Raw genomic sequence first — 25189 nt, 5'->3', positions numbered from 1 at the left:
AATGGATCCAATTGGAAATCACTCACTCTTGACGCGTTCTCATCATCACATGCTCCTTCCACGATGATCAAGTTCAAACACCCGCCGCGGAACTCTCCTGAAACTACTTTTTGCACGCTGTGTAATCGGCAGCGCGACATAAAAGGTCGTACCCACGCCGTGCTCGCTCTTCATCGTGAGCCAACCGCCGTGCTCGCGCACGATTTCATGCGCGATGGATAATCCAAGCCCTGCCCCCGACGCGCTGCCAGAGCGCGCCTGATCTGCGCGAAAAAATCGGTCAAACACAAACGGTTGCTGCTCTTTGCGAATGCCGATGCCTGTATCGCAAATCGCGATGACCATCCAGTGCCTCTCTCGCTCAATTGAAATCCGCACAGTCCCGTGCGTTGTATATTTAATCGCGTTATCGAGCAGAATCGTCAACACTTGCTCCAGGCGCTCCGGATCAGCCTGAATCTGATACGCTGACATCGCCTTCGCTACGTCATCCTCATCCTCATCCTCATCCTCATCCTCATCCTCATCCTCATCCTCATCCTCATCCTCATCCTCATCCTCATCCTCATCCTCATCCTCATCCTCATCCTCATCCTCATTCTCATTCTCATTCTCATTCTCAATCCCACCATACATCTCATCGAGGGTCGGTTGCATCTCAAGAGAAAGCCCTTTGGCGGTTGCCGCGAGAAGAAAAGCATTCCACATCTCGTCCACGAGTTCTAGCACATTCAGTTTCATCGGCTGTGCCATCACGCGTTTTGCATCCGAGCGCGCGAGCAGCAGCAGGTGGTTCGTCAGTCGCGTCAAACGCTCAACTTCCCGCTCCATACCGTCGATCCACACCCGATGGCGAATCATAGGTTCATCCTGTCGCGCTTTGATCATTTCCAAATGCAGCTGGAGTGTTGCAATCGGCGTTCGCAATTCGTGGGATGCGTCAGCCACAAAACGTTGCTGTTGTTCAAAAGAGCGCACCGCTGGGCGAAGAAAGATGCGCGACATGATGAATCCTGAAACCGACGCAAGAAAAAATCCCGCAGCGCCAACGAAAAAGAGAACACGCCGCAGTGTCATGAGCGCTCCCTGGATCGAGTTCATATCGAGTGCAACCTGCAAATAGCCAGAAGTTTGGTGATAAAGTGTCGTCAGCCGAACGGTATAGATGCGAAAATAGCCATCCGTTATCGTATTGTATTGAGACGTATAGGAAGCAGAACGTGTAGCCGCAAACGCAAACCCTTTCGTAATCGTAGGATTCGTCGACGCAAGGATCCCCCCTGTCGCGTCACGCAACACAAGCGAGGTTACTTTTGGATACATGGACGCGGTTTTGGTAAGCGAAACAAACTGCTCAGGAAAATACCCGTGATCAAGCGTCGCGGCAATCTGTGCGGCGAGTGGGTCCGCCGTCTCTTTCAAAATCGCATCCAAATTCCCGATCGAGAGATTGGCTGTCAACGCGTAGATCACGGTAGAGCTCACCAGATAAAGGATGAGATAGAGCAAGACCAGCATCGCCGTCAATCGAATGCGAATGGTCTGAAACATGAATTACATCCCCTTGAATAAATAGCCCATGCCGCGAACGGTTTGAATCGTTGTTCCCACATTCTCGCCTGCCAAGCGCTTGCGCTGGGCGTCGAGCTTCTTTCGCAAAATATGGACATACGCCTCCACGACGTTGCTATCCACATCATTGTCAAATCCCCACACGCGATCAAAGAGCGTGTCTTTTGCGAGAACACGCCCAGCATTGCGCATAAAAAGCTCCATCAATTGAAACTCACGCTGTGTCAATTCGAGAAAATCACCCCGAAACGCCACGCGGCGTTGAATGAGATCAAGAGAATAATCACCCACTGCGATCTGATCCGTTCCCCGCAGCTCTCCCACGCGACGGGTAAGCGCGCGAATGCGCGCCATGAGTTCATTCACGCCAAACGGTTTGATGAGATAGTCATCCGCCCCGCAGTCGAGACCCGTCACGCGATCATCCTCTGCGGCGCGCGCTGTCAAAAGTAAGATCGGCGTTTTATCTCCGTCTTCGCGCAGTGTCTTCACCAGTTCAAAGCCAGAAAGACGCGGCAACATGACATCGACGATCAACAGATCGTAGATGCCTGCCCGCGCGAGATCAAGTCCTTCTTCTCCATCCAGCGCCACATCGCAAACATACTGTTTTTCACGCAAAACAGCGCGCAACGCGTTCACGAGATTCTCTTCATCATCGATGAGCAAAAAGCGCATCTACTTAACCCCTTTTAAGAACAGACCCCTGAAGCGTCTCCGTGAGACGAATTTCTTGTTGTGTCACAGTGATCGCTTGGTGTTGCAGTGAATCAATCGCATGTTCAAGAAAGCCCATCATTTTGTCTGCGTGGTGGTGAGAGAAAAGATACGCACACCGATGTTGCAAATCAACCATCCTTTTGATCGCTTGAGCGTCAAAATCGATCGCCGCGCGATCAAGCATGCGCGCCTCTGAAAATCGCTTTCCGCGACCGAGATGATCCCATGCGAATACCATTTGCGCGTGAAGGGTTCGCCACGAAAAGCTTTGCGCCTTCAGCCGTGTCACGAGTGATTGCTGTAACCCTGACGCAGATCCGTTGCCTTCCAAATACTGCTGTACCGTAAAGAGTTGAGCTGCCTGTACATTCAAATCGTTTACGCGCGTTTCAAGAATTTGCATCTTCGGGGATTTCAGCACAAGGTTTTGCACCGCTTGTAAACGGCCAAGTAGAACCGCTTCCAATTGCGCATTTTGTTCATAGCGAGCGAGAAACGCCGCATTCAAATCTTTTGCCTGCGCAATCTCTGGCGCTATACCTCCAATAAGGAGAATCGCAGTCAAGATGAGGGCCGAGAATACTCGCCTCAACGCGCTCCCTCCTCACACCATTCTATCCTATTCTATTCTATCAAGTTTGCATCGTACAGACGTAATGATCAAGAGCCCAAAAGAAAAGAGCGCGGTCGACGGGGAGGAAGACCGCGCTCGTCAAGCAGAATGGAATGCTCTCTATCAAGATGTGCTATTTCTGCCGCCTTACGGAGCCACGTTCACTTGCACCGTTTCAGAGACGCCTTGCTGCGTATACGTCACCGTGTACAGTCCGGCCGTCGCACCAGGTGCAACCAGGAGTGTGCCGTTTGCGCTCTCAATGGATACGCCCGTCGCGCCCGTCGGACCACTGAGGGAGTATACGCCCTGATTCTGAAGAACAGCGCCGGTCTGCGTTTTAACCACAGGTTGCGCTGCGACAGCGTCAACCACCGTCGGCGCGCCCACAGCCGGGAGCGTCACGGTTGACGATTGGTACGCCAGGCCATAGACACTCGCCGGTACAGTAGAACTCGCGGCTGCGTGCTCTTGACCGATCCACACATTCGTGTAGTGCATGGCCGACATTTGCAAATCAAGAATAGACTGCTCAAGCGCTGTGACACCATTGTCAAGCGGATGCACATTCCACGTCGAGCTGGCCGTATCCCTATGTTCCAACTGATAATTCACAGAATTCAATTGCAACAGCGCGAGGTGAAGATCATTCGCGGTAACCCGCGCTGCGATCCGCGCGTGATGGTGTTGATCGTAATTGTAGTGATTTTTGTCCTGGTTAATCACGAGTTCGAGATGGTTTCGCTCTTGCAACATATGTTCGCGATTCGTTTTGATGGTCGGCGCCTTGGGAATCGCCGTGCGCGTTGCGAGAAGCGTCTGATACGCGCTATAGAGCGCCGCGCTCTGCGCGTTGATTGATTGAACCGAAGCTGCGTACGTTGACGTAGTGCCGCCCGGCATCGCGGCTTGCGCCTTTGCTAAAAGCGTATTTTCCACTTGAACATTGTGTGCATAGCGAGCTTGGAATGAACTTGTGGCGCTTGTCTCCTGCGCAAATGCGCCCGTGGTCATCAATCCAAACAGGCTGCCTGCAAAACCAACCGCTGCAATCGTACGCGTTACACGTTTCTTATTCATCTCAAGATCCCCTTTCATTTCTGCCTCACACCCAGAGTATGGAACGGCAACATGAAAAGGAGATGAAAAGCATCTGCGACGCGCAGGCTCTACGCCCGTTCAAGCGTCACGCGCGTACCGCGACCTGCTGGTTCAGCTGGTGTCACAATCAGTCTTCGCACCATGCGGTCGCGCAACTCGGGGACGTGACTGATCAGACCGATGAACATCTCATCCATGTGTAGACGCTCAAGCGCTGAGATGACGGTGTCGAGTCGCTCTTGATCAAGCGTGCCAAATCCTTCATCGAGAAAGAAAAATTCCAGCGGATGGCGACCGCGCAGTTGAATCTGCGCAGAGAGCGAAAGCGCCAGCGCCAGCGAAGTAAGAAAGGTTTCTCCACCCGAAAGCGTGGAGACAGCGCGCCGCATCCCCCCGTGATGATCATCGCGCATCACAAAGCTGCCGTCGCCTTCCAGTTCAAGCCCATAGCGACCACGCGTAAGTACGGACAGTCGCTGCGTGGCGACTGCCGCAACCTGTTTCATCTGTTCGCGCGCCATGTACTCAACAAACCGATTCCCCGTTAAAAGCGCTTTGAGCGACTCCAATTGCTGCACGCGCGCCTGCGCCTCTTTGCGCAGCGCATCCAGTTCCGCAAAGCGCTGATGCCGCACAAGCGTGTCGCGCTCCTGGATCTCTTTTTCGATCCTCATTTGCCGCGCGTTCTCAAAGCGTGTCTGCGCTTCGTCGCGCGCCGAGCAGATCTCTTGCCACGCCTGCTCTGAGACGATCGTTTTTCCCATCTGCGCGGCGAGTTCCGCCACGATCGAACGCAAGCGTAGGCGTTCATCCTCAAATGTGCGAATTTCTGCCTCCCACGCCGCGCGCTCGCGCGGTGTTCGTCTCGCCTGCCGCACCTGCTCCTCATCGCAAAACCCAATATCTCTTAGTCCTTCAGCCAATGCAGACGACGCGCGGCGCGCATCGTCTTTCGCCAGACTCAGTCTAACCGCAAGCGCCTCGCGTGCACGCTGCGCCGCCTGCGCCGCCTCGCTCGCTGCCGTAAAGCGGTGGAGCGTGGCCTCTTCCTGTTCGCGAAGCGCCGCGAGCAACGCGTTTACTTCGCCTATTTTCTCGGCGATGGGGATTCCGCCTGTGAGTTCGATCAGTTCACGCTCAAGCTTTGCCACACGTTGCGCTACGCCGACACCTTCGCTTGTCGCGCTCTCGCACGCCGCTTCTCGCAGTGCCAGCTCCTTTCTCAGCGCATCGAGCGTCACCTGACGCGCCTCGTTTCCAGCGCGCAGTTCCGCCGCTTCAAGGCGCGCTTTTTCAGAGCGTTGCTCATCATCCAGTAGCCTTTTACGCAAGCGCTCCATCCACTCCGCAGTCATCGCTACGTCCTGTGTCACATGTACGTCAAAAGATTGCACCGAAAACTCCCACTGTTTTGCTGCATCTGCCTGCTCGCGCTCCGCTTCTGCCTGTCGCAAAGACAACTCCTCTACGCGCGTCTTGGCAAGCGACAGTCTCTCTTGCAATGTCGCCAAGCGTGTGGCGAATTGGCGCAGCGCTTCTTGATGCGTTTCTCGCACAGCTTGCAGGTCTCGCAAGTCCTTTTGCGTGTGCACTCGCTTTTCACACATGCCCTCATAGATTCCCACAAGTGTTTCGTAGTCGCGAAAAAAATCAATGGCGCGCTTTTTAATTCCACCTGCAAACGCACGCAACAGATCCTGATGAAAATGAGCGTTTGAGCGGCCGTCTTCAAAGCACGTTGTAAGCCGCCGCCACGCCTCCTCCCATCCGCGCGCGCAGTCCGCTTCGTGCGCCGCGACCAGTTTTATTTCTGCCGCAACCGTATTCATCGCAAGGCGCGCCTGATCATGTGTGTCACGTGTGCGTTCGTATGCCGCGCGCGCAGCAAGCTCAGATGTCCGCGCAGCCGCCCATCTCGCGTGTTCATCATCCCCTCGCCTGAGTTCGTCACTCGTCGCTAACTGGGGGTGATGAAGCGAACCACACACCGGACACGGTTCCCCGGCGCGCAGCGTCTGTGCCGCTTGCGAAAAAACTGCGCGACGGTCCGCGTGTGCGCTCTGCGTGCTTTCAATCTGCGCCTCTTCGTAAAGAGCGCGTGCGCGCTCTGCCTCGCGCGCGGTGCATTCCTCAACAGTCACGACCTGTATGCGTTGTTCTTCGAGAAGACGCACACGCTTTTGCGCCTCGCCAAAGCGCTCCTCCGCGTCGCGCAGTTGTTCTCCATTCATGCGCAGGGAAGCGATCCACAACTCGATCTCGCGCTCGTCAATCTCCTCCGCAAGATTCTCCTGTAGCGCATTCAATCGCCGCAAAAGCGCTTCCACTTCCAACAAAACCTTTTGCCGCGCACGCTCTTCCTTCTCGTACTCCGTCTCGGCAAGCGCAGCGTACGCTTGTCCACGCTCTCGTTGCTCTATCGCATCCATAAGCGCCGCAGATGTCGCAGACCAGCGCTCAAATGCGCGGTCCGCACGCTCTACAGCTATGCGGCGCTCGCGGGTTACGTGGTGCGCCAACTCCTGTGCATCGCACGCCTTTGCGCGCTCCCGATCCCGCTGCCACGCCTCGTCTTGCGCCTGCACCTGCGCGCGAACATCCCCTGCCTCTTGCAATGCGTGCGCGCGCAAATTCTGCAACAGCGCGAGACGATTCACTTCGCTTTCACGCTCTTCTTCTTTTATACGTCCCGCTTCGAGCGCTCCGAGCTGCTTTAGGCACTCAGGTTCATCGGCCAGACGTTTAAGCCGCGCCTCCTCCAAAGCGTGGCCCAAAACGTCGCGCTGCTGACGCGCCGACCGTTCATGAAGCTCCCCATCAGCAAATCGCTTCGCTTCCTCATCCTGCCTTTGACGTGTTGCGCTTTGCGCTTCCACCAATGGCCAGATCGTCTCTGCGCGTCGACTATTCTCGAGCGTCGCGCGCAATTCATCGATCGACTTCTCCATCGTCTCATGTTTCTCAGCCTGTCGGCGCGCCTGCGCATAATCCGTCTGCAGTTGCCACTGTTCACGCGCCTTTTCGTATGCGACACACGCTTCGCGATACGCGACATCGCACAGATCAAACGTCGTGCGGGCGTCCACTCGCTCCTTTTGTGCCACCGCAACCGCTTCTGCCGTGGCGTCCGCGAGTTCTGCCTGCGCTGCCTGATGCTGCGCCAACGTGTTTTGCTCTTCACCAAGATGCACTCTCGTCAGATCAAAGAGGTTTCGACCAAACCGTTCAAGGCCAAACAGCCGCTCCGTCATCTCATTGCGCTCTCTGCCTTTGAGTTGGAGGAATTCCGCGAATTTTCCTTGTGGGAGAACGACCGCCCGTGTAAAATCATGCATCGACAGCCCAAGAATATGCTGCACTTGCGCATCAACCGCGGTGCGCCCCTCTGCGAGCGGAAGCTTGCCGACGTGTCCATCCTCCGCTTTTTCCAAACCAAAAAGGCGACACGTGTGGAGTTGAACGTTGCCGCTCGCTTGCACCTGATAGAGTCGCTCGACCAGATAGGTTTTTTGGTCACTCGCGCGGCCGATGGAAAACGTGAAATTCACTTCCATCTGTTTTTCCATTTGGTGAACGATGCCTTGAATCGACGAACCCGCACGCTCAATCTTTCCATAAAGCGCGAGGGTCAGCGCGTCGAGAATCGATGATTTTCCGCTCCCGGTCGGCCCAAAAATCCCGAACATGCCAGCCTCTGTGAGCGCGTCAAAATCGATCACCTGTTTCTCGCGAAAGCTGTGCAACCCGCGTATCGAGAGTGAGTGTGGCCTCACGCAGACGCCTCCCCTTCCTGAATCCTGTCGGCGTCGCGCGTCTCACTGGCAAGCGCCAGAAAAAGCCGCACCAGCGCGTCATCCGGCGGTACGCCATTGCGCTCAAAATAGAATTGCGCAAAGTGCTCCTCAAGCGAGCGCGTCGCGCGGTTCCCTTCATCCTTTAGCATCTGCTCAGATCCGTTGTGCATAAGAATCGGTCGAATCTGTACGATGCCTTCATGCAGCGCTCGCAAGCGATGAATCTCTTCAAACTCAAGTCCACTGTGGACGTGAACTGCCAGATCGATATACGCATCCCGATCCCGTCCCTCGTCAATCCACGAGTACACCTGACGAAGTCCTTCTGGCGCAACCCAGCGAACAAGCGGACGACCACTGTGCAGCGGCACCGTTTTGATCACCGCCGGTTGACCCGGATGTACCTCCAGGATCGTGACCGATTTCTCTTGCGACGCCTCTGAAAAACTGTATGCAAGCGGTGACCCGGCATAGCGAATCGGCATGCGCGCGCCGCCCACATCTTGCGGTCGATGAAGATGCCCGAGCGCCACATACTGCGCTGTGTCGGGAAAAACGCTGGCGTCAACCGCGTAAGCGCCGCCGATTTGAATTTGCACCTCTGACTCTGACTCGACGCCCCCGCGGAGATAGAGATGGCTCATCGCGATGTTCACCGTGTCATCGCGAAAATGCGCTGCGCGCTCTTCAAACCAGCGCCGCAAGCGAGCATTGTACTGTTCGCGCATCACACGTTCATCAAGCACCTCAGACAGTACCTCGCTGATCCTTGACTCGGATGGATACGGCAGCGCGAGCATCATGAGCGTTTCGCGCGTCGCAGGAAGCGCCAACTCCAAATGCCCCACCCCGCCGCGCACGCGATACGCCTGTCCACTCCGTTTCTCCGTCGCATCCGCCGCGCTCTTTGGCAGCCCCAACAGCGTGATGCCGCGCGGTTCTGCGAGTGGGCGGGCGGCCGCGATACGCTCCGGGTTGTCGTGATTTCCCGCAATCACGATCAAACCGCGTTTCCCGCCATCGGAGAGTGACGCAAGCGCCTCGTAGTACAACTGCTCTGCCTGCGCACTCGGATTGACCGTCTGAAACACGTCGCCCGCCATCAGGACAACGTCGATCGCTTCAGCGCGGCAAATCTCAGCCATCTCGCGAATCACACGCTGCTGTTCTGCGATGCGATCGCGACCATCAAGCGTCTTTCCAAAATGCCAATCTGCCGTGTGGAGAATGCGCACGAGCTTCACCCCTTCACTTTACAATGCGTTTGACTCCCGCCTGTGTCTTCGTTTTGCTGCAAAGGGTAAGATCACGAGCACAACGTTTAGGACGCAAAACAGCGTGGCAATCCCCCAAGCGAGTGAAAAACCGGACGAGAAAACAGACGTGGGCACGCGCGCGATCTCAACGGAGGCATGCGCCCCACCCGCCATGGAAATGCCGAGAGAGAGTGCAAACGAGGAGAGCGTCACGCCGAGCGATCTCCCAAAGTTTCGCTCCGACGCAATCAAGCCACTGATGATCCCGACCTGAGATGGCTCAGAGTGGGAGAAGATTTCCGTGTTGTTTGGCGAGCTAAAAAGACCTGCGGCGGCGCCTTGAAGCGCTAATACAACGGCGACCAGTAAAAGCGGAGTATTTGCCCGCAAGGTCGCGCTCACTGCGTCTGCGATGAGAAAGAGTAGCATGCCGAACAACGCTGGTTTGAACGTGCCGACATGATCCGAGAGATACCCGCCAAGGGGCGATACCACCAACATGCTGACAGAAAGCGGCATCATCATGAGGCCGATTTGCAGTGCGTGCATGTGTAGCACGCGGCCAAAATAAATTGGAAAGAGATACGATGGAAAGAGCATGAGAATCCAGTAAATGAGTCCCGCGCCCATGGCGACTGAAAATCCTCTGTTTTTAAACACCGGAAGATGGATGAGCGGTTCGGGTCGAGCGAGTTCCCAGCGTATGAAGAGTACGAGGGAGAGCAGCGAGGTAACCGCTAAACCAAGCTCCCGCCAAAGTTCAGGTGTTCCTGAGAGATCAGCCAAAAGCGTTAGCGCAGTGACGGTAAAGACAGCGAAAAGCACGCCGCCAAACCAGTCAAATGTGTGCGTGAGCGGTTTTCCGGGAAAATTGGGAACGAAGCGAAGCGTGCCAAAAATAGCCCAGATTCCTACCGGCACATTGACAAAGAAAATGCTCGGCCAACCAAAGGCTGCAATGAGCAGACCTCCGAGAATAGGACCCATCAGCGTGCCGCCTGCGACGATGCTGCCGATCACGCCGAGTGCCCTTCCGCGCTGCTCTGCGGGAAACATGAGCGTGACAATCGCCATGACACTCGCCTGCATGATGGCTCCGCCAAGCCCTTGCAGACCGCGCGCGAACACGAGCAGGTCAAACTGGTGAGAGATTCCGCATAGCATTGAACTCGCGACAAAAATGGTGAGGCCAGTGACAAACACGCGGCGCCGACCTAATGCGTCTGCGAGCTTCGATGCGACAGGCAAGAAAGCCGTGATAACAAGTAAATACAAACTCACCGTCCACTGCAGTGCGCCAACGGAGAGGTGAAACTCGCGGGAAAGCGTCGGCAGCGCGACGTTGACGATGCTGCTGTCGAGATTGACCATGAAGGTTGATGCCGTTACGGCTGAAAATGCGATCCATCGCTTTTGAGCGTCCATCCAACACACCTTTTCCAAACCGGCAAAGCGTTGCCAAATTTAAAGCATTCCCTCGATCTCTCTATTTCCACATGCTAGCATCGTTTCGTAAGATTCGCGATCCACAACCCATAAACCTGTTAGAGAGGGCTGAAACGGAAGATGAAAGGAGATCCTTGCGCATAACGGCGCCCGGATCTCCTTTATTGTAAAATCGAGCAAACGAATTGTTCGCATTCTTCAATTGATTTTTACACCGCGCTTGCTCGCCTTCATGTCCATATTCGAATTCTGGAGTTGAGGCAAAAGCTTTGTATCCTTGACCATCGGAGAATGGCACAGACCACATTCCGGGCTTTCATCAAACGCAAAATTGTCACGCATCCAACCATTGCACGAGTCTTTTGTACAAAGCCAGACTGAGGTAACCTCTTGGATGACTTCTTCAGCCGCTTCTTTTCGAAAATACAAAGGAATACCCCCCATGGTTTTGAATGCATCTGCAACCCTTCAAAAGCAACTCATCCGAATCAACCATCTATTTTGACATCATACACGATCCCAACGTGTTTTGCTTTCTCGGACAGGAGCAAGCATTCAGGCTCAACGCGACTGGCGAAGCCAGCCAAGGACTTGTCTGAAACTGGGACGTTTGCCATAAAACATGACACCCATTCGATAAACGTTTGCGGCCACCACACCAGTCACAATGGTGGAAGTCAGTAAGAGACTGACAGACACGACAACTTGCCACACGGGGACGGTTGCCATGCCGACACGCGCAAACAAAACCGTCGGCGCAAAGAGTGGAACAAAGGAAAGAATTGTGGCCCACTGTGCGTTTGGCATTTGCAGTGTAAACAATCCAGCCACAAAGGAGAGCACAAATAACGTTGTAAAGGGTTGCGCGCTTGCCGACACCTCTTCCACACGGCTCACAAGCGACGCCGCCGCCGCGTAAAGCGTAGCGTACTGGAAATACCCCAACATGAAGAGGAGAACAAAAAGCATGAAGATTTCAGGTGTCAAAATTCTCGCGAGATGGAAAGAAGGAATACCCCCCACCATCTGATTCGTCGCAAATCCCGCGGCGAGAAGCAGCACAAACTGCGTTAACCCGACGAGACATGTTCCGACAAGTTTTCCAAACATCAGCGGCGTCGTTGGTACGCTGCTGATCAGCAATTCTTGAACGCGCGAGCTTTTCTCAGACGCGACAGACATCATAATATTCATCCCATAAAGGAGCACAAACATGTAAATCGCAAACTCTAGCGCATACGTCGTAACGTAGTGAGTGGAGTGAAAAGGTTGCGCGGAAGACGGAATGGAGACCTGTTCATGCGTAAGAGGACCTAGTGCCGACCGAATCACAGAAGCACTGAGACCTGCGTGTTTTAGCGCTTGAACGCTGTGCATTTCCTGGAAATACGCCAAAAGCGCGGGCCAATACGCCGTCGCACCTTTTGTAGGATAGTTTACCACATAAGGATACCGTTGTGAACCTGAGAGTACGATGACACCACTGAGTTTCCCGTCATGCAGTGCCTTTAGATCCTCTGATTTTTGCGCGAGCGTGCCCGTTGATATTTCGAACGCCCCACCAAAGATTTGATTCATCACACCCGTCTGAACCGGAATGGGCGCTTGACGATCGTACAAAATGACAATGCGATTCACAGGAGCCCTTTCGGCAGCGCGTTTGGCTAGAATACTTGGAATGACGATTCCCGCGACAACCAAGACCAAGAGCAGGAGCGTGCTGATCCGAAAACTGCGCAATCGCGTTGCCTGGCGATACGTGAATGAAATCACCGTTAGAAATGATCTCATGTACCCCCACCCACCTTCTCAATAAAAATCTCTCGCAAGGTAGGCTCCTGCAGTTCAAAGCGGGATACGAATACATTGTGATCTGCGAGGATCTTAAACACGCGCAGCGCCACAGCCTCATCCGTCAATGTGAGATGGATCCCATTCGCAGCTTGTTCAATCGATACCACACCGTCCACGCGCAGTCTCGTGACAACGTCCTCTTCTGCCGTGACGAGCAACCTCGTTCGCCCATACGCCTTTTTTACATCGCGAATCGTACCGCGCACCATCGTTTTACCTTGCCTCAAAATGACCATATCGCGACACAAATTTTCGACGGAATCCATCTGGTGGCTCGAAAAGAGAATGACGCGTCCTTTTTTTGCATAGTGCGTTACCACGTCGCGCAACATCTCTGCGTTCAGCGGATCGAGCCCACTAAACGGCTCATCAAGGATGATCAAATCAGGATCATTGATCAGCGTAGCCGCTAATTGTATCTTTTGTTGATTGCCCTTCGACAGCTCTTCGACCCTCTTGCCTTTGTGTTCGATCATCTGAAGGCGTTCAAGCAAGGATTCTGCGGACGTCACCGCAGCGCGCGCCGACATGTCGCGCAAGACACCAAAGTATGTCAATTGTTCGATCACTGTACTTTTAGGATAGAGCCCCCGCTCTTCTGGCAAATAGCCGATCTTGACGCGTTTGCGCGTAAGCCGTTCACCATTCCATCGGATATGACCCTGGTCAACTGGATAAAGCCCTAGTATCATGCGAATGGTTGTCGTCTTGCCGGCGCCATTGCTCCCGAGAAGCGCAAATGGCTCTCCAGAGCGCGCGGTAAATGATAGATTCTCCACAGCGCACTCTGCACCAAACCGCTTTGTCACACCTTCGACACTCAGGCTCATACTTCACCTCTCATCCTCACATGATTCGATGAACGTGTTTCGCCTCAGGAGCGAACGTGTTTCGCCTCAAGAGCGAACGTGTTTCGCAATTTGTTGTTCAAGCGTTTTGAGCGGCAGGAAACCGTCATGCGTGTAGAGCACTTTACCTTGCGCGTTCACAAGCGCAATCCACGGTAAATCCTGCGCGGTGACCGCGTCAGCCGCCTCACCTGTCACGTCGATCACCGCAGGATAATGCAGCGTCGGCAACGTGCTTACATAGGTTCTCAACGCGTTTGGCGATCCTTCAGTTGCGGCCTCATCGACAAGCATCGGCTGCGGCCATCCATGTTTTTTGGCATCGCTGGCGTACTGATTCAACGCGAGCAGTGACGCGCGTACCGTTGCAGTCGGCGTTAGCCATGTGCCAAAAAACATGAGCAAGTGAGCCTTGTTTGCGACCTGTGCAGATTGCCCTTGCACCGTCGACCCACCGCTTTTGCCGTTGACTGAAACGAGTTGCCCAGGCAGTGTCGGCGTGAGCGGTGGAAGCTGAACAGGCTTGTGTAGATTTGCAGATCCTTTTGGCAACAGTGTCGCCACTTCGTTTGCCAGAATCTGTCCTTGCGCGGCGGTTCCCGCATAGGACATCTGTGTCAAATAGAGTTTTCGCTCTCTTCCTCTTTGATCAATCACAAAGAGTCCCGCCGTATGATCAATCTGACCATTTACGATCCCTGAATACATGTGATACGATTGCCAGACCTTGCTCAATTGCTGCTTCGAGCCAGTCAAAAACAACCAGTGATTCATCAGGCCGTGCGCCTCGGAGTACGCCCGCACGTCCGCAACGGACGTGTTGATCGGATTGGCGTTGACCCCGAGCAACTGCACATCTGAAGCAGCCACACCGAGTTGCCGAACGGCAGCTAGCATGCTCGCTGTCGTGAGAGGGCAAATGTTTGTGCACGTGCTGTCGACAAACGCCATGATGATCACTTTCCCGCGAAAATCAGTGAGAGAAACGCGCGCGCCAAACTGGTCTGTAAGCGTAAAATTGGGTGCTTTTGTCCTTGATAGCCCAGAGCCCGAGTCAACGCTTGGATTCGTATTCGCACTGTTTGTGATCGCCAAATTGTGGCTTGTCACGCCACTTGATAACCCAAAAAATTGATTAAATCCTTGTTGAAAAGACGGAGCCATTTTATACGCAAACGTTCCCAGTGCAACGACGGTCAGCACGCTGGCCGCAAAAATCATTCCACCGGAACCCTGCCGCTTTGCCATGATCGATCACCTGACACTTCCACATAAAGGATGCATAAAAACTTTGAAATTTACAGTCCCCTCTATCTTATCACAACATATAGGTAGACAATGCACAGCGCGGCCAGAAAACCAATACTAGGATCACGGAGAAAGATCGTCTATACTCGAAACGGAAAACCAGACAACTTGAAAAAGGAATGGAATTTGTGAGCATCCTAACCGTTCAAAACTTAACCCACGGATTTGGCGATCGCGCAATCTTTGATCATGTATCCTTTCGGCTGTTAAAAGGAGAACACATCGGGTTGATCGGCGCGAATGGCGAAGGAAAATCCACCTTCATGAACATCATTACCCGAAAGCTGGAACCGGATGAAGGCGTGATCGAGTGGTCAAAAAACGTGCGCGTCGGCTACCTCGACCAGCACGCCGCCTTAGCGCGCGGCATGACACTCCGCGATGTCATGCGCAGTGCGTATCAATACCTGTTCGACGCGGAGGCGCGCATCAACCAAATCTATGAAACACTCTCAGAGCAGGATCCGGACGCCATGGATGCTCTGCTTGAGGAGGCAGGCGCCCTTCAGGATCAACTCACGGCACAAGACTTCTACCTCATCGACATCAAGATCGACGAAGTCGCGCGCGGACTCGGTTTTGATGAGACGATCCTGCAAAAGGCTGTCGACGAGATGAGCGGCGGTCAACGCACAAAAGTCCTGCTTGCCAAACTGCTTCTCGAGAAACCGGATATCTTGCTGCTTGATGAACCGACGAACTACCTTGATGTAGAGCATATCGCTTGGTTGACGCGCTATCTTCAGAATTACGAAAATGCATTCATTCTCATCTCACACGATATCCCATTTCTCAATCAGGTGATCAACCTTATCTATCACATGCACAATCGCGAGTTAAACCGCTATGTCGGAAACTATGACAACTTTTTGCAGGCGTTTGAGATGAAAAAACAGCAACAGGAGTCTGCCTTCAAACGCCAACAGCAGGAAATTGCCGAATTAGAAGATTTTGTCGCCCGCAACAAGGCGCGCGTATCAACGCGCAACATGGCCATGTCACGCCAAAAGAAACTGGACAAGATGGACGTGATTGAACTCGAAAAGGAAAAACCAAAGCCACAGTTCTCCTTTCTTGAGGCGCGCACATCCGACAAGACAATTTTTGAAACGCGTGACTTGGTCATCGGCTACGATTCGGCGCTCTCAAAACCGCTCGATCTGCGCATGGAGCGCGGTCAAAAGATTGCGCTCGTCGGCGCCAACGGCATCGGCAAGACGACGCTGTTAAAGAGCTTGCTCGGAATGATTCCTGCGTTTTCGGGAGACGTAGAGCGAGGCGATTATTTGCACATTGGATACTTCGAGCAAGAAGCGGATGAACACAACACACGAACGTGTATCGAAGAGGTTTGGGAAGCGTTTCCGCACATGGGACAGCATGAGATTCGCGCCGCACTCGCCAAGTGCGGACTGACGACCAAACACATTGAGAGTCAGGTGCGCGTTTTGAGCGGGGGCGAAAAAGCGAAAGTGCGCCTCTGCAAGCTGATGAACAAACCGAGCAACCTCCTCCTGCTCGATGAGCCAACGAACCATCTTGACGTGGACGCTAAAGCCTCTCTCTATCAAGCGTTGCGCGCGTATCGGGGGAGCATTCTATTGATCAGTCACGAGCCTGATTTTTATGAAACGCTCGTCACTGCTGTGTGGAATGGTGAGCAGTTCACCACAAAAGTTTTTTGATAACATTTACCTGGGTGGGCCGCGCGCCTTCCCTGATTCTAGTATGCAATCGCTTGTTTCCCAGGTAGGCTTAAGGTATAAAGGGAGTAACTTCTGTTTTGGACGGTGTCCATCATGATCACGCTCGCCAAACGGCCATTACATCTCGTCCTTTTTCTCCTTACTCTGTTTGGAAATGTGCTCCTTCTCTTCAGCATTGTTTTTCTCTTTCATCATTTGACGTACCACAATGCGCTGCTCATGATCGAAATCAGTGTTCTCTGCACAATGCTCGCGCCTTGGTCGATTCGCATGCCAAGCGGTGCCTCGTGGCGACCAGGCATTCCGCTGTTGATGCTTGGTATCTATACGCTGCCGCGAGAACTCGCCATGTTAATCCCTTTGCCAGGATTGATTTGGATCACTGCACGGGCGCACAGCCGCTTTACAAAATACTTGGAAACGTTTGCCCATGTGGCGCTTGGCCTCTTCATTAGCGCGAGCGCCTATTCATACCTTCAAAACCGCCTGGGCGGCTCATCCCCTGCGCTTTTCATCTCCATCTTGACGACACTGATGCTGCATTTGCTCATCAACCGTTTCATCTCTGCCATGATCGTCGCCAAACGTGAAGAGCGCTCCATTCTTGATCAACTCCGTCTCACAGTTAAGGAGCTGCATTGGGGCTATCTAAACTCTTATCTACTCGTCTTCATGGGCGCACTGCTCTCCCGACAATTCCCCATGATCGCCGTCTTTTTGACAAGTGCGATTCAAGTGGGCATCTTTGGTGCGATCAATGACTACAACAAGGTTAAATCGCTTCAAAAATCGGCATGGACAGATGGCCTCACCGGAATCGAGAATCGGCACGCCTGGAAATCCCTGCTCCAAGCGCATGAGCGCACACCTTTTTCAGGTAGTCTGATCGTCGTCGATGTCGATCATTTCAAATTGGTGAATGACCAGTTTGGCCATATCACCGGCGACGAAGTATTGCGCGACGTCGCGGCTGCGCTCGTCTCCAGTTTGCCAAGCCCTGCACGCCACTTCCGCTATGGCGGCGACGAATTTATCGCGTATTCTCCTAAATCGCTGAGCGAAGAAGTCATGGATTCCATTCGCGATAAACTCAAACAGGTAAGTCAAGACAGAGGGATCCAAAACCTGCGCCTTGAGGTCAGCATGGGCATGGCCACCGCGCCCGTTGACACCCCTTCAATTGAGGAGACATTGCAGCTCGCAGATGCGAGAATGTATGAAGAAAAATTTCGGCGGGCGCATCCTTTAATTTCGCCTTTGTCACAACGTGAGAAGCTCTGAACACACCACTTCTGCTTTGCGACTAGACCCAGATTGGGAGCGTAAAGGCTTTGCTCCATCACTCCATGTCCACCCTCGATTTACGAACCGAGTTCTGTCCCAAGCGCGTCCGCATCTCTCCGAAAAATAGGAATAAGCGCTGCCATTCCGATCGCAAAGAAAACACCAGAGAGAATATACACCAAGACGATGGACGTCCATTGAACGAGCGCCCCGGCCACCATCATCGTTAGGATCATGCCGCCCATAAAAAGCGGATTTAAGATACCGTTGACGCGCCCGACATACGCATTTTCGGTATGGCTCAAGATCATCGTGTTGATGCTGATCTGGACGGCTGGCATGACGAGACCGCCAAGAAACTGTGCGAGTAGGCTGAGCCACACGAGGGTCGATACGCCGATCAAAGCGATGGTCAATGAGGAGACGGCCATTCCGATCAAAAGAGCGATGTGCGGGGCAGTTCGCTTTGAAAGCATCATGGATAAAACGCCGCCGATCACCATCGCCAAACCGTTGATTCCGGTAAACCACTGAAGGTCGGTCTGCGGAAGGTGCAGCCGCTGGGTCACAATGAAGATCCCCAAAGGTTGAATCAGGCCAATCGCCAAACCAGCCGATAAAAAGCATCCTCCAAGCGCTGACAATACGCGTTTTGAGAGGACATAGCGAATGCCCTCGCGCATGTCAAAGAGAAGCGACGTTTTCTCCACCGTCTGCGCCTCGACGTGATCGCGCGGCAGAAAGAGGAGCGTCCCCGCAGAAAAGAGAAAGGAGACTCCTGTCACGATAATGCACACAATGATGCCGAAGTGTTGGTACACAAATGTGCCGATGACAGGTCCGATGATCATGAACATCGCAAACATTGTCTGATAAATCGACATGCCCGCCTGCATGTGTTCTTCTGGAACATGCAGTTTAAAAAGGCGCATTCCCGAAGGCTGCGAGAATTGCGACAGAATGGACGAGGCGAGCGTGGCAAAAAAGACCGCCTGCCAAGCGCCACCGGAAAGGAATCCCAAGATCACCGATAGCGCGAGGCCGCTGAACAGGTCAGAAAACACCATCGTTCGCTTGGGCGGCCAGCGATCTGCAAACGTCCCACCAATAAAGGAGAAAATAAAAATCGGTGCAAACTCAGCGACAGAGATCATCGAAACGGCATATGCATTTCCGTGCGTCCGATCCATGACATAAAGAAGGACGCCGAAGTTTCGAACCCATATTCCAATTTGCACAAACAGCCCTGACATCAGAATGGTGACGAGAAAGCGATTTTTAACAAGGGATCGCATCCCGGTAGATTCAACAGCCACATGGCACATCCTTTAGTTTACATCATCGCTCGACTTACCCTTTTGGATCTTGCGCATCTTCTCAATCAGTTCCTGCTTCTTATCCATACGCTGTTTCTGTTCTACACCATGCTGATGAGATGATGCTTTATCAGTATGGCTGCCCCCAAATCCGGTTCCCTGTGACCCTGGCGGTCGCTTGCGATTCTCTGCGCGTGGCATACGGTTTCCCCCTTGTTCATCTGTTATTCGAGTGACTGCTTAAAATAGTCGTTTGCACGTAGGATGGAAAATCCACACCCCTCGTAGAGCGATAGCGCGTGCCGATTCTCTGCCGCTACCTCGAGCGCGATGGAGCTAAACCCTCGTTCGGACAACATTCCGATCATCGCTGTGAGCGCCGCCCGCCCCCATCCTTTCCCGCGAAACGCTTCTAGAACACAAAACCCGAAGAGAAATGCTTCACGCTGATCGATTTCATTGACCGCGATGGTGCCGATTGCCTCTTCTCCCATTTCGATGAGGTAGCGCTTCATACCGGGAAGACGCGCCTCTGTGATCGAGGAATGTACATCCTCTTCCTCCATCTCAAAACACTCCGCTGTCATGAGCGCAACGCGATGAAGATCTTCTTCGCGCTCTGCGGCGCGCAATGTCACATTTGAGGCAGTCGCTTTACGCGTGCGCCCATCCCACAGCATATGATACTCTGAAAACGAATAGGAAGCGCCTAGCGACTGCAGACAGCACTTTCCTGAATTCGACTCCTGTGGACTTATGAAGATGAGTACAGACGCTCCGCGGTCATCGATTTCCTGTCGAGCTTCAGCCACCAACGCAGAAAAAATACCCCTTCTCCGATACGCCGGGTCGACCATGCCAGTCAATTCCACCTCGTGCATCTGAAACTGGTGTAACCCGAGGTAGCCCACCAAGCGGTCTCCCGCGTAATAGAGGAGGTCATTCACTTCATAGGCAGGTCGCGTCCGCAGAAACGTCTCGTTCAATTTTAGCGTCAAGCCATCGTGTTCCTGACAACGCTTTGCCAAATCGCGAACGGATGCGTATGCATCTTCAGAGAGTCCTGGTTCAACAACCATACGCAACAACTCATTACTCAATGCAAAACAGCCCCTATTGAAAAAGTTTGCCGTGGATCAGAAGGTGTCATCCAAGGCACACCACGCTTCCTCTATCTATTTATTTGACAATCTACACACCTCATTTTACAGCATGATTGCCTAGAAATGACAGCCCAAGTGACCGCTATCTTAAAACAAAAAAAAAACGGACATCGGCCGTTTCGCAAAAAGGCTGATGTCCCAATCCCGTTCACTTTACAAAGTCAGTTCTCGACGACCAGTCCCAGCCCTTGCGCCACCCTTCTGCCATAGTCGATGTCCGCCTTTTTAAAATGCTCCACTTGACGGAGTTGAACATCGCGTGTCACAGGGCGCATCGCATCCACAATGTTATCAATGAGATCATCCTGCTCATTGGGCGGCAACAGGCGAAAGAGATCTCCCGCTTGCGTATAGTGATCATCATCAGGATAGGCGTAACTGCCCCATGCTCCACTCACCTCGTAATTGCCGAGTTTCGCATCTCCATCTTCTTTTGGCCCGTTCGCACTGTTCGGCTCATAGTTGATCGCTGATCCCCCATTGCCGTCAAAGCGCATCGCGCCATCTCGTTGATAGTGATGCACTGGGCTTTGCGGTTGATTGATCGGCAACGCGTTGTGGTTTGTCCCCACGCGATAACGGTGTGCGTCTGCGTAGGCAAACAGTCTTCCTTGAAGCATTTTATCCGGAGAGAAGCCAATTCCGGGGACAATATTCGCCGGTGAAAATGCGGACTGTTCAACCTCTGCGAAATAATTTTCTGGGTTGCGATTCAAGACGAGCCTACCCACCGGAATCAATGGATAATCCTTTTGTGACCAAACCTTCGTCACATCAAACGGATCAAAGCGATACGAGTGCGCGTCTTCGAGTGGCATGATTTGAACAAACAGCCTCCAAGCAGGAAACTGGCCCCTGTCAATGGCTTCAAATAAATCGCGCGTTGCAAAATCCGGATCAACACTCGCCATATGCCGCGCTTCATCACTTCTCATATTGGCAATGCCTTGTTCCGATTTAAAGTGGTACTTTACCCACACAGTCTGTCCATCCTCAGAAATCCACTGAAACGTATGGCTCCCAAACATATGCATGTGGCGATACCCTTTAGGCGTTCCACGGTTTGAAAAGAGCGTAGTGATTTGATGAAGCGCTTCCGGAGAGAGTGACCAAAAATCCCAAATCGCTTGTGGATCCTTCAAATTTGTCTGTGGATTACGCTTTTGTGTATGGATAAAGTCGGGAAATTTGAGTGGATCGCGAATAAAAAACACTGGGGTGTTGTTGCCAACGATGTCGTAGTTTCCATCCTCTGTATAAAACTTGATGGCTGTACCGCGCGGATCGCGATCTGTGTCAGCAGAACCGCGCTCGCCTGCAACCGTCGAGAAGCGGATAAAGACTGGCGTTTTCTTTCCAACTTCCGAGAGAAACTTTGCTTTTGTAAGATGATGAACATCGTGCGTCACCTCAAAAACGCCGTGCGCGCCTGCACCTTTTGCGTGAACCACGCGTTCTGGGATCCGTTCACGGTTGAAGTGGGCTAATTTCTCAATAAGATGGAAATCCTGCAATAGAACAGGCCCCCGCTGACCTGCGGTTTGTGAATTCTGATTGTCATGAACTGGAGACCCTGTTGTCGTGGTTAGACGCTTAAACTCCGTCACTGCTCATCCTCCCAATCACTTAGATTTATACTAAGTATAAATAGGTGGATGAAAACATGCAATCCCTGCTTTTATGTCACATTTCTTGTTGACGTCTACATGCAGGGCAAATTCCTTTGATCACGAGATCTGCCAGTTTTATATCATACCCCGACTCCTGTTCAATCGCGCGTAAAAAAGGGAGTGGAATCTCACGCGCGACTTCATCAACTCGACCGCACGCTTGACAGATCACGTGGTGATGGTTCTCCACGCGCGCGTCATAGCGGGAGTACGTGCCACCCACGGTAAGTTCCTGAAGAAGGCCCACATCCGTTAGGTAGCGCAGTGAATTATAGACCGTCGCGTAGGCAAGCTTCTTCCCGCTCGCCTGTAGCGACGCCATGATCTCGACGGCAGATGGATGGTTTGCCAATTGAACAACCGTGTCATAAACGATCTGGCGCTTTGGGGTCAGCCGAACGTGACTCATCGTACACTTCACCATTTTCATTCAGTCTTGTCTGCTATTCTTGCGTGACGTCGATCATTTGTCAACGCGTGTGAAAATAGTCCTAACGGGTGATCTTCTGCACCTCAAAATTCGCTATAGTATCATTAAATGGACGTGATCCGTTCGAAAGGGATGTTGAGCCAATGAGTGACAGCGAAAACGCGAACAGCAACACGATCCGCGTACTGATTGTCGACGATCACGAATTGTTCCGCCAAGGTGTAAGCGCCATGATCAGCAGGCATCCGGCGATTGAAGTGGTCGGTGAAGCGAGCAACGGACAGGAAGCCGTATCGCAATTTACGGAACTTACGCCTGACGTTGTCATTATGGACATCAACATGCCGATCATGACGGGTCTTGAAGCGACCCGGCTCATGCGTGAAAAAAACAGTGAGGCGCGTATTCTCATCCTGACGGTTTCCGATGCGGAGCAGGCGCTCTTTGAAGCGGTAAAAGCGGGCGCTTCCGGGTACATCTTAAAGAATGCAAGCCCCCAAACGGTCATTGACAGCGTGCAACGCGTATTCTCAGGGGAACCGGTCATTCCAGGAAACCTGGCCGTAAAGATCATTCACGAACTTTCCGCGTCAACCGCAAAGAAAGCGCAAGAAATCGATCCCCTCACAGAGCGCGAAATCGATGTCCTGCGCCACTTGAGCACAGGGTCGAGCAATCGCGATATCGCAAGTGCTCTCTATATCAGTGAAAACACTGTACGCAATCACGTGCGCAACATTTTGGAAAAACTCCATCTCAGCAATCGCGTTCAGGCGGCCACCTATGCGCTACGCGAAGGCTACACCTTGCGTGAAGACTGATTCACCTTTCCATGGTGGATCGTCTTCTCTTGGATAATCTCTTCGTAATCCATAAACAGATTTTCTAGACGTTGAAGCTCATGGGTCGCCTTGGCAATTGGCATTTCACGGGCAGAATCATCGATGATCTCTTCGCTTTGAAGGGGAAACAGCAAAAAGCGAACAGCCGCGAGTGACGTGCGAATCTCATTGCTGACAGCCCAAGGCAGTACAGACGCCGTTTGATCGTGACCCCACTCCACGCTCAGTAAGCGCTTTTTTTGATTTTTTTGCTCCTCACGGTGATGAAACCCGAGCCACGATACACAAAGCCATCCTGCGGATGCGGCGACGAGAAAAGGAACGTTCAATGTGTGATAAACGAGAACGTTGTGGAAAAACACGAAGAGAAGCATTAGTAGTGTGATGGCGATTGATTCGACCAAACCGACAAAAAAACTGATGGCGCCAACGAGTACAATCGAGATAACCAAACTGTACTGTGATCGCGCAATACCATAGAAAAGTTCCGTGGTGCATGTCAGCGCCAAAAAGAAATCGACGTGGCGAGAAACCCACGTAACAAATTGATAATCCCATTCGTCTTGCGCGCTGCGCGCGCGTTTGACCCACGGTTTCAAGTCGATCGCCCTCGCTTTACGAACTGCGCGACAGGGCCAACGTTTCTCCCTGTTTCTCTTAGAATGCCAAAATACACAGAACAAAAACAGACACAAGGGAACTACCTGTGTCTAGTCCTTTTTAATCATGTATCCTTATCTGTCACACCAAGCTACGCGCCCGCAATCGGCAAATAGATTGTCACCGTTGTCCCCACACCCGGCACACTCGCCAGAGTGAGGTGACCCTTGTGTTCGCGAATGATTTGGTGAGACATCATGAGACCGAGTCCCGTCCCAGTATCTTTCGTTGTAAAAAAGGGTTCTCCGACGCGTGTCAGAAGTTCATCTGGCATTCCGTTTCCTTGATCCACAATGCGAATCTCAAGTTGTGAAGCGTTATGCACACCCAGGGACACCGTGATCTTACCATTCGTGGCCATGGCCTCAAGCGCATTTTTTAGAATGTTTACAAACACTTGCTTAAGTTGATTCTCATCGCCAAAAACCGTAGGCAAGTCCTCACTCGCCGCAAAAATGATCTCAACGTCTTGCCGTTTCGCAGAAACTTGCATGAGTGGCAGAATTCCTTCAAGTAATGCCTTTACATCAATATTCGCAGACGCCGTCAGCTTCTCGCGCGAGAGGGAGAGCAACTGTTCAACCGTCCCGTCAATCCGGTCGATCTCCGACAGGATCAAGCTAAACAACGCCTCATCTTGGTATGTGGACTGAAGGCGCAAAATTGACCACTTGATGGCGGCGAGCGGATTTCTTACTTCATGCGCGACGCCTGACGCCAATTGACCCGCTGCGGTGATTTTGTCGACGCGGCGAAGGAAGGATTCCGTTTGCCTGCGCTCTGTGTAATCCTGTCCAAGAAAGATCATGCCACTGCGCAACCCGTTATCTTGAAACACAGGAACGCGCGTCTCGTGAATGATCCGCGCCTGCCCACCCCCCGGCAAATTCCACGTTCTCTCAACCTGCATCTCATCGCGCTTTTGCCACGTCGGCTCATCCTGATCGCTAAGCTGTTCCAAAAGCCGCTGTGCAGTTGGGACAGCATCTGCCAATTCTTTGTCCGTCTTTCCCTGATACATTTCTTCTTGCAATCCGAAAAAGGTGAGGGCTGCATCGTTCGCGCGCAACCAACGACCCTGCCCATCTTTAAAAATGGTGAGGTCAGGCAAGGTTGTGATAAGCGTATCAAGCGTTTCTTCCACACGTTTTCGCCGTGAGATATCAATGCGAAAGGAAACATATTTATACGGTTTCCCGTTTTCATTTAAAAACGGAACGATAATCGTGTCAACCCAATAATAAGAGCCGTCTTTGGTCTTATTTTTGATCTCCCCGCGCCAGATTTCCCCTTGCGCAATGGTTCGCCACATTGTTCTAAAAAAGTTTTTGGGGTGATAGCCTGAGTTGATAATTCGGTGATTCTGTCCGAGCAGCTCATCACGTGTATATTGAGAAATCTCGCAAAATTTATCGTTGACAAACGTTATTCTTCCGGTTTGATCCGTTACCGCGACGATCGACGCCGCGTCAAGCGCCATATCAATATCCGCGAGCTCTTTGATGGAGTGTTCTAATTGCGACAACGTTTCGCGCAACAACGAGTATCCCTCCAACCCATTCCCTATCGTTATAAGCGGAAACCCTCACTTGATCATCTAAGTATA

Annotated in this window: 21 protein-coding genes; 3 read left to right on the top strand and 18 right to left on the bottom strand. The window is 52.6% G+C overall.

Annotated features, from left to right (window positions below; translation table 11 throughout):
• Nucleotides 1-45: 45 nt before the first annotated feature.
• From AYW79_RS01670 to AYW79_RS01620, 11 genes are all read right to left on the bottom strand, one after another.
• Nucleotides 46-1551: a sensor histidine kinase gene (locus AYW79_RS01670; protein WP_067560873.1), complete on the bottom strand. Its 1506-nt coding sequence runs from the start codon at nucleotides 1549-1551 to the stop codon at nucleotides 46-48.
• Nucleotides 1552-1554: 3 nt separating this feature from the next.
• Nucleotides 1555-2250: a response regulator transcription factor gene (locus AYW79_RS01665; protein WP_067560871.1), complete on the bottom strand. Its 696-nt coding sequence runs from the start codon at nucleotides 2248-2250 to the stop codon at nucleotides 1555-1557.
• A 4-nt stretch (nucleotides 2251-2254) separates the two neighbouring features.
• Nucleotides 2255-2884 (bottom strand): hypothetical protein, encoded by a 630-nt coding sequence (locus AYW79_RS01660; RefSeq protein WP_067560870.1) that lies wholly within the window; start codon nucleotides 2882-2884, stop codon nucleotides 2255-2257.
• Between the two features lie 168 nt (nucleotides 2885-3052).
• Nucleotides 3053-3985 (bottom strand): hypothetical protein, encoded by a 933-nt coding sequence (locus tag AYW79_RS01655; protein ID WP_067560868.1) that lies wholly within the window; start codon nucleotides 3983-3985, stop codon nucleotides 3053-3055.
• Nucleotides 3986-4074: 89 nt separating this feature from the next.
• A complete protein-coding gene (locus AYW79_RS01650; RefSeq protein ID WP_067560866.1) occupies nucleotides 4075-7779 on the bottom strand; it encodes an AAA family ATPase in 3705 nt (1234 codons plus the stop codon).
• Complete coding sequence (locus AYW79_RS01645; protein ID WP_067560864.1) at nucleotides 7776-9035, bottom strand: exonuclease SbcCD subunit D; 1260 nt, start codon at nucleotides 9033-9035, stop codon at nucleotides 7776-7778. Before AYW79_RS01645 ends, AYW79_RS01650 begins: the two co-directional genes overlap by 4 nt.
• A gap of 18 nt (nucleotides 9036-9053) precedes the next feature.
• Complete coding sequence (locus tag AYW79_RS01640; protein ID WP_067560862.1) at nucleotides 9054-10481, bottom strand: MFS transporter; 1428 nt, start codon at nucleotides 10479-10481, stop codon at nucleotides 9054-9056.
• Nucleotides 10482-10700: 219 nt separating this feature from the next.
• Entirely contained in the window at nucleotides 10701-10931 is a 231-nt protein-coding gene (locus AYW79_RS01635) for a cold-shock protein (protein WP_067560860.1), read from the bottom strand.
• A gap of 132 nt (nucleotides 10932-11063) precedes the next feature.
• Nucleotides 11064-12293 (bottom strand): ABC transporter permease, encoded by a 1230-nt coding sequence (locus tag AYW79_RS01630; protein WP_067560858.1) that lies wholly within the window; start codon nucleotides 12291-12293, stop codon nucleotides 11064-11066.
• Nucleotides 12290-13186, bottom strand: coding sequence for an ABC transporter ATP-binding protein (locus tag AYW79_RS01625; protein ID WP_067560856.1), 897 nt, complete (start codon nucleotides 13184-13186; stop codon nucleotides 12290-12292). Before AYW79_RS01625 ends, AYW79_RS01630 begins: the two co-directional genes overlap by 4 nt.
• Before the next feature lie 66 nt (nucleotides 13187-13252).
• On the bottom strand, nucleotides 13253-14452 hold the full coding sequence (locus AYW79_RS01620) for an SCO family protein (RefSeq protein ID WP_067560855.1): 1200 nt from the start codon (nucleotides 14450-14452) through the stop codon (nucleotides 13253-13255).
• Nucleotides 14453-14640: 188 nt separating this feature from the next.
• Here AYW79_RS01620 and AYW79_RS01615 point away from each other — a divergent pair, with 188 nt between their 5' ends.
• Both AYW79_RS01615 and AYW79_RS01610 read left to right on the top strand, forming a co-directional pair.
• Nucleotides 14641-16197: an ABC-F family ATP-binding cassette domain-containing protein gene (locus AYW79_RS01615; RefSeq protein WP_067560853.1), complete on the top strand. Its 1557-nt coding sequence runs from the start codon at nucleotides 14641-14643 to the stop codon at nucleotides 16195-16197.
• Between the two features lie 114 nt (nucleotides 16198-16311).
• Nucleotides 16312-17499: a GGDEF domain-containing protein gene (locus AYW79_RS01610; protein ID WP_156481788.1), complete on the top strand. Its 1188-nt coding sequence runs from the start codon at nucleotides 16312-16314 to the stop codon at nucleotides 17497-17499.
• 80 nt (nucleotides 17500-17579) lie between these two features.
• Here AYW79_RS01610 and AYW79_RS01605 read toward each other — a convergent pair whose 3' ends face one another.
• The 5 genes from AYW79_RS01605 to AYW79_RS01585 form a co-directional block, all read right to left on the bottom strand.
• Nucleotides 17580-18818: an MFS transporter gene (locus tag AYW79_RS01605; RefSeq protein WP_231877772.1), complete on the bottom strand. Its 1239-nt coding sequence runs from the start codon at nucleotides 18816-18818 to the stop codon at nucleotides 17580-17582.
• Between the two features lie 12 nt (nucleotides 18819-18830).
• Nucleotides 18831-19019, bottom strand: coding sequence for a hypothetical protein (locus AYW79_RS01600; protein WP_067560849.1), 189 nt, complete (start codon nucleotides 19017-19019; stop codon nucleotides 18831-18833).
• 23 nt (nucleotides 19020-19042) lie between these two features.
• Nucleotides 19043-19918, bottom strand: a complete 876-nt coding sequence (locus AYW79_RS01595; RefSeq protein ID WP_156481787.1) for a GNAT family N-acetyltransferase — start codon at nucleotides 19916-19918, stop codon at nucleotides 19043-19045.
• 224 nt (nucleotides 19919-20142) lie between these two features.
• Nucleotides 20143-21588: a catalase gene (locus AYW79_RS01590; protein ID WP_067560846.1), complete on the bottom strand. Its 1446-nt coding sequence runs from the start codon at nucleotides 21586-21588 to the stop codon at nucleotides 20143-20145.
• 76 nt (nucleotides 21589-21664) lie between these two features.
• Complete coding sequence (locus AYW79_RS01585) at nucleotides 21665-22060, bottom strand: Fur family transcriptional regulator (protein WP_067560845.1); 396 nt, start codon at nucleotides 22058-22060, stop codon at nucleotides 21665-21667.
• Between the two features lie 164 nt (nucleotides 22061-22224).
• On the opposite strand from AYW79_RS01585, the gene AYW79_RS01580 reads away from it, so the two are divergent.
• On the top strand, nucleotides 22225-22902 hold the full coding sequence (locus AYW79_RS01580; protein ID WP_067560843.1) for a response regulator: 678 nt from the start codon (nucleotides 22225-22227) through the stop codon (nucleotides 22900-22902).
• Here AYW79_RS01580 and AYW79_RS01575 read toward each other — a convergent pair.
• Nucleotides 22881-23522, bottom strand: a complete 642-nt coding sequence (locus AYW79_RS01575; RefSeq protein WP_067560842.1) for a hypothetical protein — start codon at nucleotides 23520-23522, stop codon at nucleotides 22881-22883. The two genes, AYW79_RS01580 and AYW79_RS01575, sit on opposite strands and share 22 nt — an antisense overlap.
• Before the next feature lie 152 nt (nucleotides 23523-23674).
• The gene (locus AYW79_RS01570; RefSeq protein WP_067560840.1) at nucleotides 23675-25123 is read right to left on the bottom strand and encodes a PAS domain-containing sensor histidine kinase; all 1449 of its coding nucleotides are present in this window, start codon (nucleotides 25121-25123) and stop codon (nucleotides 23675-23677) included.
• Between the last annotated feature and the right edge of the window lie 66 nt (nucleotides 25124-25189).

The organism is Ferroacidibacillus organovorans (assembly GCF_001642725.1).
GTDB lineage: Bacteria > Bacillota > Bacilli > Alicyclobacillales > SLC66 > Ferroacidibacillus > Ferroacidibacillus organovorans.
This window is presented reverse-complemented; position numbering and strand designations above follow the sequence as displayed.